Raw genomic sequence first — 13,369 nt, 5'->3', positions numbered from 1 at the left:
ATAAAGTTAGGGGGTAAGTAGTGATATGCAAAATTTTAGTACTGATAGCCATAGAATGAAAAACTTAGTAGACATATCAGCTATGGTAACTAGCTCAACAGATTTTTATAGTATAAAAGATAAGATAGTAGAAAAGATGTTAGAGGTTGTTCATCCAACTAAGGCATGTGTAAACCTATTTCATCAAAATAACTATAAATATGCGTACTTAGTGTGTTCTGAGACCTTAGAGTATATACCACAGATATTCCCTATGAATCACGTACCATCAGTAAACCCTATGAACAATCCTATAGGAGTTAAAATAGATTTTAATGAATATCCTAAATATGTTCACGAGGCTGTAAAAGAAAAGAAAATAATATATGTTGAGGATGTCTTTGAAGAAGAAAGAGCAAAAGAGGAAAGAGATTTAGCTATAAATGAAGGCTACGTAGGGAGGATAGTATTTCCTTTTATAATAAACGATGCAGTAGTTGGATTTATGACTTGCTTCTTAGGTAAAAATGACAATATATGTGAACAAGATATAGACTTTATATCTTCTGTAGCATCACTACTTAGTTTGTCAATAGAAATAACTACCAAAAACAATAATACACAATTTTTAGTACATAAATTAAGAGGTGCTATAAATGCTATAAATGATGCAACTAAAAAGCTTTACTCAAGTAATGATATGACTGTATTCTTAGAACAACTAAGTAAACAAGCTTGTAATATGACAAACAGTAAAGAAGCCTTGATATTAGTAGATGATAATGACTATAAAAATAGAGCATTTAACTATTACAACGTTGAAGATAAAAATAAAATAAACTTATATCCAATGTTAGAAAGTATCCAAGCGAGAAAATCCATTGGAGAATATCACAATAATGTAAATATAAAATTTGAATCAGAAGATACTATAAAAAGCTATATATACTATAAGTTAAGATATAGAAATAAAGTTATAGGATGTATAGTATGTGCTAATAGTCAAAACTATACAAGGGATGATTTAAACACATTAAGTATATTAGCAAAGCAAGTATCAGTAGGTATGCAACTTTATAAATATAATTTAGAAGAAGTAAAACATAAGGTACTTGATAATGAGTTAAATCTTTTAAGCAAACAGCAAAAGTTAATTATGGATGATGCTAAATTAGAATTAAGTAACAATAAAGAGCTAGATTACTATCATAGACCAGCAAGAGTAGTTGGAGGAGATTTCTACTATGCTATGAAGGTTGATGATAATAATACAGTGTTTATAGTAGCTGATGTTATGGGACATGGTATGATTTCAAACTATGTAGTTGCTATGATAAAAGGTGCTTTTAAAGTATTGGCTAACAACTATAAAACACCTGGAGAAATACTTACAAAGTTAAATAATATGTTATATGATGAATTTGATAAAATGGATGTATTTACTACATGTTTAGTAGGTGTGATAAATTCAAAAGAAAATAAAATAACAATATCCAACGCAGGACATTATAGTCCTATAATAATAAAAAATAATGGAGAAATAGAAGGAAATTTAAACTGTAAAAAAGGTATACCAATAGGAATAATGGATGAAGCTGAATATGCAAACAACTCTTTTGATATATCAAACTATTCACTATTATGTATGTATACAGATGGAATTTTAGAAATAAAAAATGAGTCAAAAGAAGAATATGGGGTATCTAGATTAGAGAAATTCCTTCAAGATAATTACCAAATAGGTCATGAAGTTTTACAAGAAAAGTTAGAAGAAGAGTTAATAGATTTTGCAGGTAAAGATAACTTTGATGATGATATATTAGTAGTTATGTTAAAGGAGAAATAGTATTTACTATAACTAAAAGATAAAGGGGGATAATTAATGTTTAAAGAAATATTAATAATAAATGGAAGCCCAAGAAAAAATAAAAATTGTTTTTCTATATCTAAGGAAATAAGCTCTAAACTAGAAGAAAATAATATAACTTACGAAATATTTAATATATATGATATGAATATTGAGTACTGTACTGCTTGTGGATTTTGCGAAAAAACAGGTTATTGCAAATTCAATGATGATATGACTCCTATGTATAAAATGTTTGATAAAGCCAAAGGAGTTATAGTAATAAGTCCTGTACATTTTGATTGCGTATCTGCTAAATTAAAAACAGTAGTAGATAGAACTCAAGCTATATATGCAAGTAAGTATATTCTTAATAAACCATCAATAGATAGAGATAAGACTCGTATAGGAATGTATATAGCTGTTGGAGGTTCAACACCATATAAAACTCAATTTATGGGTGGTCAAATAGTTATGGACTTTTTCTTTAAAAGTGTAAACAATAAATTAAAATATAATATTTACTTAAATAGTACAGATAAATTAGGGTATAGTGAAAATCAACACTTTAAAAATGAACTAGATAAAGCCGTAAAAAATTATATATGTGATGTAAAGAAGCTTGATTAATCAAGCTTCTTTTGATTGTAGATATATTTAGAAAATCAAATAATAAAAATATAAAATTAGAAATCTAATTGTATATATACCCAAAAAAATTAGAATAAAACATAATATAAAAAATATTTAAATTAGAGTATTTTACTTAAATAATATTATACAATATATATAATAAATGAAGTTTAATAAGGAGAATGATATGCTAAGGTATTTAACAAGTGGAGAATCTCATGGACAAAGCTTAATATCTATACTAGATGGGGTACCAGCTAATATAGAACTTGATTTTGAAGAAATAAACAAGGAGCTTAAAAAAAGACAAGGTGGCTACGGTCGTGGCGGAAGAATGCAAATCGAAAGAGATAAAATAAATATATTAGGTGGAATTAGAGGTAAAAAAACCCTAGGTGGACCTATATCTATAGAAATAAAAAATAAAGATTATGAAAATTGGACAAAGTACATGAATCCAATGGAGGAAGTGGATTTAGAGACTAGAAAAGTAAGTAATGTAAGACCAGGACATGCAGACTTGGTAGGTTGCTTAAAATATGACTTTGACGATGCTAGAAATGTACTTGAAAGATCTAGTGCTAGAGAAACTGCAAGTAGAGTAGCTGTAGGTGCTATATGCAAACAAATACTTAAAAATTTTAATGTAGAATTTACATCTCATGTAGTAAATATTGGTGGCATAGAAGATAAAAATTTATATGAATTTGATTATATAAAGCAAAATGTAGATACTAGTCAAATAAGATGTGTAAATAAAAACCTAGAAGAAAAAATAATAGAAAAAATAGATAAAGCAAAACTTGATGGTGATACTTTAGGTGGAATTGTAGAAATAAGAGTAAAAAATATTATTCCTGGACTAGGTTCATATACTCAATTTGATAAGAAAATAGATGGACAACTTGCTATGCATTTAATGGCTACTCAAGCTATAAAAGGAGTAGAAATAGGAATTGGATTTGATGTTAGTTCTTTAGCAGGATCTTGTGTAATGGATGAAATAAACTATGACAAAAATGAAGGCATAAAAAGAGCTACAAATAGACTAGGTGGAATAGAAGGCGGAATGACTACAGGAGAAGAGATTATAATAAGATGTGCAATGAAGCCAATACCTACATTATATAAGCCATTAAATTCTATAAATATAAATACACTAGAAAGCTATAGTGCAAGTATTGAACGTTCAGATAATTGTGCTGTACCTGCTTGTAGTGTAGTTTGTGAAAATGTAGTAGCTTTTGTTATATGTAATCACTTTCTAGAAAAAATAGGTGGAGATAATTTAAATGATTTAAAATCAAATTATAATTCATACATAAAAAGGTTAGGTGAAAGAGGATGGAAAAGATAGAAACTGCTATTTGTAGTGTGGTAATAGATAACGATTATAAATCCTTTAATGAATCTGTAAAACTAGTAAATTCAAATGATACAGATAAAGATTTAATAAAAGATGATATAGACTTAAATGATATATACGACAAAGTACTTATAATAAGTGATGATAATGTATATAAACATATAATGAAAGAATTTACAAGTTCTATAAAAGCTAAATACATATATGAATATATAGTGTCGCCAGGTGAACAATCTAAATCTTTAGAGGTTTATGAGGAAATAATGAACTACTGTATAAGAATAAATTTATCTAGAAAATCTCTAATAATAGCCTTAGGAGGTGGAGTAGTAGGAGACCTTGCAGGATTTATAGCATCTACTTATATGAGAGGTATAGATGTTATACAAGTACCTACAAGCTTGCTTTCTCAAGTTGACTCTTCTATAGGTGGAAAAACAGGTATAAATCTAGGAAATTTTAAAAATATAATGGGAAGTTTTTATCAGCCAAAACTTACTTACATAAATGTAAATTCTTTAAAAAGTTTAAGTGAAGAAGAATTTATAAGTGGTATGGCAGAGGTTATAAAGTATAGTGCAATATATGATTATGAATTTTTAGATTATCTAATAGAAAATAGTGAAGCTATATTAAATAAAGAAGAAAAATATTTATACCATATAGTAAAAAAATGTGCAGGTATAAAGGTAGAAGTAGTATCTAATGATGAAAAAGAAGGTGGACTTAGAAAAATACTAAACTTTGGACATACCTTTGGACATGGAGTAGAAAAATTATTAAAAATTAGCCATGGTAAGGCTGTGAGTATAGGTATGGCTATGGCATTTAAACTTTCATTAGATGAAAAGTTAATATCTAAAGAGTACTATGATAAATTTATAAGAGCTATAAATTTATACAAACTACCTTTAAAATATGATTTAAACGAAAATATGGATAAAGATCATATTGCAAAAGAGATACTATACATAATGAAGAGTGATAAGAAAAATAGCTTTGGTAAAATAAACTTAATACTTCCAACAGAACTAGGAAAAGTAAGTTTAATGGATAATATAGATGAAGAAAAAATACTAAATATAATAAGGGAGAATCAAAATGCTTAGAGGAAGTTTTGAGCTTATAGGGGATAAGTCTATATCTCATAGAGCCATAATGTTTTCATCAATATCAAAAGGACATAATAAAATAAGCAACTTTTTAATGGGACAAGATTGCTTAAGTACAATATCTTGCTTTAGAAAAATGGGAGTAGACATAGACATAAAAGGAAATGAAGTTTTTGTAAAAGGAAACGGTCTATATGGCTTAAAGCCACCTAAAGATTTACTAGATGTAGGAAACTCTGGAACTACAATAAGGCTATTAAGTGGGATATTAGCAGGAAATAACTTTGATGCAACACTTATTGGAGATGAATCAATAGGAAAAAGACCTATGAAAAGAGTTACAGATCCTTTAAGAATGATGGGATGCAAAATAGAGGGAAAAGACGATGCAAACTATACTCCTATAAAAATATACGGAGGGAACTTAAAAGGAATAGATTATAATATGCCAGTAGCATCAGCACAAGTTAAATCAGCTTTGATACTTGCAAGCTTATATGCAGATTCACAAAGTATAATAAGAGAAAAGGTTAAAAGTAGAAATCATACAGAAATAATGCTTAAATCTTTTGGAGCTGATATAAATGTAAATAATTTAGACATAACTATAAATCCAGTTAAAGAGCTATTCAATCAAGATATATATGTACCTGGAGATATATCTTCAGCAGCATTTATAATAGTAGGAGCTTTAATAACTAAAGGTTCAGAGGTTTTAATTAAAAATGTCGGATTAAACCAAACTAGAACTGGAATAATAGATGTTGTTAAAAATATGAATGGAAAAATAGAAATAATAAATCAAAGATTAGTAGGAGGAGAGCTAGTTGGAGATTTATTAGTAAAATACAGTAAAGACTTAAATGCTACAACAATAGATAAAACTATAATACCAAGGCTTATAGATGAAATACCAGTTATAGCAGTACTTGCAACACAAGCGGAAGGAACAACTATAATAAAAGACGCAAAAGAATTAAAAGTAAAAGAGAGCAACAGAATAAAATCTGTAGTAGACAACTTAAAGTTAATGGGTGCAGATATAGAAGAATTAGAAGATGGAATGGTTATAAAAGGGAAGACTAAGCTAAGTGGAGCTAGAATAACTACTTTTAAAGACCATAGAATAGCTATGGCATTTTCAATAGCTAATTTAATATGTGATACAGAGTTAGTATTAGATGATACAGAATGTATAGATATATCTTTCCCTGGATACTTTGACTTATTAAGAAAGCTATCAATATAAAAATTTTATATAAACTAATATTTAAAATTAATATTAATAGGTCTAAAATAAACAAAAAATTATAAAAAAATTATAAAAATTATAATAAGATAATTAAAAGTTGAAATACTAATTATGAATGAAAATAAAAGGATTTTCTAATACTTCAGTAGAAATAATATTAAGAAAATTATCAAATTTTGAGAAAAGAATTTGATTTAATTAAAAAATTTATGTATAATTGGATGTTGTATACAAAATTTATGTAGGAGGGTTTTTTATGAAATTACCAATAGCTTTATCAAACAGACACGTTCATTTAAGTCAAGCTGACATAGAAACATTATTCGGAGCAGGACATGAGTTAACTCATTTCAAGCCATTATCTCAACCAGGACAATATGCATGTGAAGAAAAAGTTGATTTAGTAGGACCAAAAGGAACTATAAAAGGAGTTAGAGTTTTAGGACCAGCTAGACCTAGCACTCAAGTTGAAATATCTTTAGCAGATGGATTTGCTTTAGGTGTAAAAGCTCCAATAAAAGAATCTGGAGATATAGCAGGAACTCCTGGTGTTAAATTAGTAGGACCAGCTGGAGAAGTTGAATTACAAGAAGGTGTTATAGTAGCATCTAGACATATACATATGAGCTTAGAAGATGCTAAAAACTTCGGTGTAGAAGACAAGCAAATAGTAAAAGTTAGAACTTTCGGACCAAGAGCTGTTGTATTTGAAAATGTATTAGTAAGAGCTAATGCAAACTTCGCTTTAGAAATGCACGTAGACGTTGAAGAAGGAAACGCTGCAGCAGTTAGAAACGGAGATATGGTAGAATTAATAGCTGAATAATTTTAGTTTATATTATAAATAAAAGGTAATCTCAATTTTGAGATTACCTTTTTAGTTATATAGTTTATTATTTATGTATTTATTAAAAATCTACTTAGTAGCAGATATTTTCATAGCTTTTGAATATTCCACTCCATATTCGTACATCTGCTCAAGAAGGGGAAGTAATTTTTCTCCAAGATCTGTCAAACTATACTCGACTTTAGGAGGTATAACAGGATACACCTCTCTATGAACTAGTCCATCATCTTCTAAACTTCTAAGTTGATTTGTAAGCATTTTTTGAGTAACATCAGGAAGCTTTCTTTTTATCTCACTAAATCTAAGGGGACCACTACTTAGATACCAAAGTATTAAAATTTTCCATTTACCGGAAACTAATTTATGAAATAAAGTCATAGGGCAAGTTTCAAATTTTGCACATCTATGACTCATGTGACATTGAGTATGAATCATATATACACCTCTTTCTATATAAATAGCATAGAAAAACTTCTATAAATTATATTACAATTTATAGTAATAAAAAATATTAATATGAATATAGTCATATAGACTTACCATAAAGCATTTCTATAAAATATTTAACTTAAAACTTTTTATATCAAATAAGAAATTACATTTATTTTAAATGGGGGAGATAGAATTTCTATATATGAGATAAAAAAAGTAATCCTTCAAAATTTTCAAAATGAAGACTTATTTATTATATCATAAATAGATTATTGTAAAAACCTTACAGTATATTTTTTGATACCATATATATTTTTAGGTACTGTATATATTTTTTGAAACTATATATAAATAAAGTGCCTACTTGTTAAACAAAAACTATATAGATATGATTATATATGTAAGCTGGATACAAAATGCAGATTGAAATTAAAGAGTTATGAATTTTAAATTTTTCTAAGGAAAAAATAAGTTTATATGATGCTCATAATATGCTAACATAATATGGAATAATATAAATATTAATGTAGAAAAAAGGAGAATTTAAAATGAGTAAAGTAGCAAATATGATAGACCATACAGTATTAAAAGCTGTAACTACAAAAGAAGAAGTAATAAAGCTTTGTAATGAAGCAAAGGAATATGGATTCTTTTCAGTTTGTATAAATCCAACTAACATAGAGCTTGCTAAAAAAGAATTAGAAGGAAGCGATGTAAAAGTTTGTACAGTAATAGGTTTTCCTCTAGGAGCTAACACTAAAGAAGTTAAAGCATTTGAAACAAAAGATGCTATAGCTAAAGGTGCAGACGAAGTAGATATGGTTATAAATATAGGGGCATTAAAAGATAAAAACTACGACTTAGTATATGAAGATATAAAAGCAGTAGTAGATGCAGCTAATAAAGAAGCTTTAGTTAAAGTAATAATAGAAACTTGTTACTTAACAGATGAAGAAAAAGTTAAAGCTTGCGAACTTGCAGTTAAGGCAGGAACTGACTATGTAAAAACTTCAACAGGATTTGGAACAGGTGGATCAACTCCAGCTGACATAAAACTTATGAGAGAAACTGTTGGAGAAAATATAGGAGTTAAAGCATCAGGTGGTGTTAGAACTGCTGAAGATGCAAAAGCTGTAATAGAAGCTGGAGCATCAAGAATAGGTGCAAGTGCATCAATAGCCATAGTTACTGGGGAAAATTCTATAAAAAGCGATTATTAGAAAAAATACAAATTTCTTGTTTAATCTACAAAATCGTGGGTATAAATGAAAGAGTAAAAGAAACTTATAATTAAACATATGGATATTATTTTAATAAACATATAGATTTTTCCTTTAAGCAAAATAAAGGAATTTTACAAAACATAAAGAATATTTTGTTTATTATGTAATATTTAGAATTATGTAATAATATAGTATTGGGGGGAAGCAATGTGCAATGTTGTATAACCTTGTACATTGTTTCTACAATACAAAATACTTATAAAAGGTAAGTACATAAGAGTAATATACGAGGAGGATACAATTATGGCTAAATTTATGAAAACAGTTGACGGAAATACAGCTGCTGCTCATGTTGCTTATGCATTCACTGATGTTGCTGCTATATATCCAATAACTCCGTCTTCAAACATGGCTGAAGTAGTTGACGAATGGTCGGCACAAGGCAGAAAGAATATGTTCGGACAAAAAGTAAGTGTTGTAGAAATGCAATCAGAAGCAGGAGCTGCTGGAGCATTCCATGGTTCATTACAAGCTGGTGCATTAACAACAACTTTCACTGCATCTCAAGGTTTATTATTAATGATACCTAATATGTATAAAGTTGCTGGGGAATTACTTCCAGGGGTATTCCACGTAAGTGCTCGTGCATTAGCAGCTCAAGCATTATCTATATTTGGGGATCATCAAGACGTTATGTCAGCTAGACAAACTGGATGTGTAATGTTAGCATCAGGTTCTGTTCAAGAAGTTGCTGATATAGCACCAGTTGCACACTTAGCTGCAATAGAAGGAAGATTACCTTTCATACATTTCTTCGATGGATTCAGAACATCTCACGAAATACAAAAAGTTGAGTTATTAGACACTGAAGATTATGAAAAATTAATAAACAAAGAGGCAGTAGAAGAGTTCAGAAACAGAGCTTTATCTCCAAATCATCCTGTTACTCGTGGTACTGCTCAAAACCCTGATATATACTTCCAAACAAGAGAAGCTTCAAATAAATATTACAACAACATAGTTGGAATAGTTGAAAAATACATGAAACAAATGAGCGAATTAACTGGAAGAGAACATGGACTATTTGATTACTATGGAGCACAAGATGCTAAGTATGTATTAGTAGCTATGGGATCTGCTACAGAAGCTATAGAAGAAACAATAGATTACTTAAATGCTCAAGGTGGAAAATACGGTTTAGTTAAGGTTCACTTATTCAGACCATTCTCTACTAAGCATTTATTAGAAAAAATACCAGCAACTGCTGAAAGAATATGTGTAATGGATAGAACTAAAGAGCCAGGTGCTATAGGAGAACCATTATACTTAGATGTACGTAGTGCATTCTACGGAGCTGAAAATGCTCCAATGATAATAGGTGGAAGATATGGATTAGGATCAAAAGATGTTACTCCATCAGATATAAAAACTATATTTGATAACTTAACTTCTGAAAATCCTAAGAATAACTTCACTGTAGGTATAGTAGATGACGTTACTAATACTTCATTAGAGCCATCTGAACCTATCAAAATAGCTACACCAGGAACTATAAGATGTAAGTTCTGGGGATTAGGATCTGACGGTACAGTTGGGGCTAACAAACAAGCTATAAAAATAATAGGAGACAACACTGAAAAGTATGCTCAAGCTTACTTTGCTTATGACTCTAAGAAGTCTGGTGGTATAACAATGTCTCACTTAAGATTTGGAGATGCTCCAATAAGATCTACTTACTTAATAGATGAAGCTGACTACATAGCTTGTCACAACCAATCATATGTTAATCAATATGATTTATTAAAAGGACTTAAAAAAGGTGGAACATTTGTATTAAATACAATATGGTCACCAGAAGAGTTAGAAACTCATTTACCAGCAAAAATGAAGAGATTCATAGCTGAAAATGAAATAAACTTCTACACTGTAAATGCTACTAAGATAGCTCAAGAAATAGGTCTTGGAAATAGAATAAACATGATAATGCAATCAGCATTCTTCAAGTTAGCTGAGATAATACCTCAAGAAGAAGCTAGCCAATACCTAAAAGATTCTATAAAGAAAGCTTACGGTAAAAAAGGTGAAAAAGTTGTTAACATGAACTTTGAAGCTGTTGAAGCTGGTATGAATGCATTAGTTAAAATAGAAGTTCCAGCTGCTTGGAATGAAGCTGTTGAAACTGCAGAAACAACAAACTGCGACGAACCAGAATTCATAAAAAATATAGTAAGACCAATGAATGCTCAAGAAGGTGATAGTTTACCAATAAGTGCATTTGATGGAATAGAAGATGGTACATTCCCATGTGGTACTGCAGCTTACGAAAAACGTGGAGTAGCAGTAAATGTTCCTGAGTGGGATGTAAACAACTGTATACAATGTAACCAATGTGCTTATGTATGTCCTCATGCATGTATAAGACCAGTATTAGTAACTGAAGAAGAAATGGCTAATGCTCCAGAAAACTTCAATACTAAAAAAGCAATGGGTAAAGGACTTGAAGGATTACAATACAGAATGCAAGTAAGTCCACTTGACTGTACAGGATGTGGAAACTGTGCTGACATATGTCCAGCTAAAGGTAAAGCATTATTCATGAAACCTCTTGATACTCAAGAAGTTGAAATAGAAAACTGGGCATTCGCTGTAGATACTACAAAGGTTGCTCCTAAAGATGATGTAATGGCTCCAAATACTGTTAAAGGAAGCCAATTCAGACAACCATTAATGGAATTCTCAGGTGCTTGTGCTGGATGTGGAGAAACTCCATACATCAAGTTAGTTACTCAATTATTCGGAGATAGAATGATGATAGCAAATGCTACTGGATGTTCATCAATCTGGGGAGGATCAGCTCCATCAACTCCATACACTGTTAACCATGAAGGTAAAGGTCCATCTTGGGCAAACTCATTATTCGAAGACAATGCTGAATTCGGATACGGAATGATGTTAGCAGTTAAACAAATGAGAAACAAAATAGCTGAAAATATGGAAACATTATTAACAATGGATATATGTGATGCAGCTAGAGAAGCATTTACTGCTTGGTTAGATGCTAAAGAAGATGGAGAAGCTTCAAAAGTAGCAAGCCAAAAAGTATTAGATGTATTAGCTAATGCTCACAATATAGAAAATGCTGAAATAAAAGCTTTAGTTAATGAAATAGAAGAAAGAAAAGATTACCTAGTTAAGAGATCTCAATGGATACTTGGAGGAGACGGATGGGCTTATGACATCGGTTACGGTGGACTTGACCACGTACTTGCTTCAGGTGAAAATGTAAACGTACTAGTATTTGATACAGAAATATATTCAAATACAGGAGGTCAAGCTTCTAAATCTACTCCAATATCTGCAATGGCTAAGTTCGCTGCAGCTGGTAAGAGATCTAAGAAGAAAGACTTAGGTATGATGGCAATGAGTTACGGAAATGTATATGTTGCACAAGTTGGTATGGGTGCAGATAAGAACCAATTAATGAAGGCTGTAATAGAAGCAGAAGCTTATGATGGACCATCATTAATAATAGCTTACTCTCCATGTATATCTCATGGTATAAAAGAAGGTATGGGTAGAGCTCAAGCTAACATAGAAAAAGCTGTTAAAGCTGGTTACTGGCACTTATACAGATTCAACCCAACATTAAAAGCTCAAGGTAAGAATCCATTCACATTAGATTCTAAAGAGCCAACTGAAAGCTTCAGAGAGTTCTTAATGGGTCAAGTAAGATACGCTGCAATAGCTAAGCAATTCCCAGACGTAGCTGATGAATTATTCACTATGGCTGAAGAAAATGCTAATGAAAGATACAACAACTATAAGAGATTAGCTGAACAATGCTAATAAATATAGTTTAATATAAAGGATGTACTCTTAGAGTACATCCTTTTTTACGCTTAAGGAAATTATGATACTTTAAAGACTATGGATAACTATTGAAGTTAAGTAATACCAATAAGTTTGCAGATTGTAAAAAAGACATTTTGAAGTGCTTCGCCGACACGTCGTTCAAGCAACGGACGAAGTCGTTGGCGACATGAAGTGTAGCGCCCACGCAGTGGCTTAAGTGTAGCGAAATTTTTAAATACAAGGAGATTATATTAAGCATAAAGCTATTTATAAATCATGAAAATAAGAATTTAGTATTATATGAATAGATTTTTATATTAAGCTTTACAAATTAAATAGGTATATTAAAATAAAAGTTATATGTAAATAAAATATAAATTTGAGAAAGTAGGGATTTAATGAAAAAGAAAATAATCATATGCACAATATTAATAATAATTATAATAATCTCTATAATTACAGTAAGTAAAAAAAATGAAAGAGATGAGGTTTATTTTACAGATAAAACTTATAATAAAAAGATTAATCCAATATCAAAGGAAACTGCTGTAAATATAATAAAAGCAGAATATGGAGATCTTGTAACTGTAAATAAAGATGATATAAAAAAGGTTGGAGACAAGTACGAGGTTGAACTTTTTATAACTATGAATGATGAAGAACATAGCCATAAAAAAAGTATAGGAATTCATGAAATAGATATTTATACAGGGGATATGAAAGTGATTAATTAAGTATTTGACTTATTATGTGATAATAATAAACTTAAATAGTGTATACTAATTATAAATGTGATACAATAAATATATAATTATTTAAGTTTGGAG

General features: G+C 29.8%; 10 protein-coding genes. 9 read left to right on the top strand and 1 reads right to left on the bottom strand.

What is annotated here, in order from left to right; all coding sequences use genetic code 11:
* Positions 1-25: 25 nt before the first annotated feature.
* The 6 genes from I4U89_RS08280 (at position 26) to pduL (ending at position 7,014) form a co-directional block, all read left to right on the top strand.
* The gene (locus I4U89_RS08280; protein WP_195939903.1) at positions 26-1,825 is read left to right on the top strand and encodes a GAF domain-containing SpoIIE family protein phosphatase; all 1,800 of its coding nucleotides are present in this window, start codon (positions 26-28) and stop codon (positions 1,823-1,825) included.
* Positions 1,826-1,861: 36 nt separating this feature from the next.
* Positions 1,862-2,455 carry a flavodoxin family protein gene (locus I4U89_RS08275; RefSeq protein ID WP_195939902.1) on the top strand — a complete coding sequence of 198 codons (594 nt, stop codon included), beginning with the start codon at positions 1,862-1,864 and terminating at the stop codon, positions 2,453-2,455.
* Between the two features lie 190 nt (positions 2,456-2,645).
* On the top strand, positions 2,646-3,815 hold the full coding sequence (gene aroC / locus I4U89_RS08270; RefSeq protein ID WP_195939901.1) for a chorismate synthase: 1,170 nt from the start codon (positions 2,646-2,648) through the stop codon (positions 3,813-3,815).
* Positions 3,803-4,933 (top strand): 3-dehydroquinate synthase, encoded by a 1,131-nt coding sequence (aroB, locus tag I4U89_RS08265; protein WP_195939900.1) that lies wholly within the window; start codon positions 3,803-3,805, stop codon positions 4,931-4,933. The genes aroC and aroB overlap by 13 nt, the downstream gene beginning before the upstream one ends.
* Positions 4,926-6,185 carry a 3-phosphoshikimate 1-carboxyvinyltransferase gene (gene aroA, locus I4U89_RS08260; RefSeq protein WP_195939899.1) on the top strand — a complete coding sequence of 420 codons (1,260 nt, stop codon included), beginning with the start codon at positions 4,926-4,928 and terminating at the stop codon, positions 6,183-6,185. The genes aroB and aroA overlap by 8 nt, the downstream gene beginning before the upstream one ends.
* A 259-nt stretch (positions 6,186-6,444) precedes the next feature.
* Positions 6,445-7,014 carry a phosphate propanoyltransferase gene (gene pduL, locus I4U89_RS08255; protein WP_092924088.1) on the top strand — a complete coding sequence of 190 codons (570 nt, stop codon included), beginning with the start codon at positions 6,445-6,447 and terminating at the stop codon, positions 7,012-7,014.
* Positions 7,015-7,104: 90 nt separating this feature from the next.
* Here pduL and I4U89_RS08250 read toward each other — a convergent pair whose 3' ends face one another.
* Entirely contained in the window at positions 7,105-7,470 is a 366-nt protein-coding gene (locus I4U89_RS08250; protein ID WP_330405527.1) for a winged helix-turn-helix transcriptional regulator, read from the bottom strand.
* A gap of 545 nt (positions 7,471-8,015) precedes the next feature.
* On the opposite strand from I4U89_RS08250, the gene deoC reads away from it, so the two are divergent.
* The 3 genes from deoC to I4U89_RS08235 all read left to right on the top strand — a co-directional run bounded on the left by deoC (position 8,016) and on the right by I4U89_RS08235 (position 13,276).
* Positions 8,016-8,687, top strand: coding sequence for a deoxyribose-phosphate aldolase (gene deoC, locus I4U89_RS08245; RefSeq protein ID WP_195939898.1), 672 nt, complete (start codon positions 8,016-8,018; stop codon positions 8,685-8,687).
* 306 nt (positions 8,688-8,993) lie between these two features.
* Entirely contained in the window at positions 8,994-12,536 is a 3,543-nt protein-coding gene (gene nifJ, locus I4U89_RS08240; protein ID WP_195939897.1) for a pyruvate:ferredoxin (flavodoxin) oxidoreductase, read from the top strand.
* 404 nt (positions 12,537-12,940) lie between these two features.
* Positions 12,941-13,276 (top strand): hypothetical protein, encoded by a 336-nt coding sequence (locus tag I4U89_RS08235; RefSeq protein ID WP_195939896.1) that lies wholly within the window; start codon positions 12,941-12,943, stop codon positions 13,274-13,276.
* The last annotated feature ends 93 nt before the right edge of the window (positions 13,277-13,369 follow it).

This window comes from Romboutsia sp. 1001713B170131_170501_G6, assembly GCF_015668195.1.
In the GTDB taxonomy this organism is placed as follows: Bacteria; Bacillota; Clostridia; order Peptostreptococcales; family Peptostreptococcaceae; genus Romboutsia_C.
The sequence above is the reverse complement of the archived record's forward strand: the minus strand, read 5'-3'. Positions and strand labels throughout refer to the sequence as shown.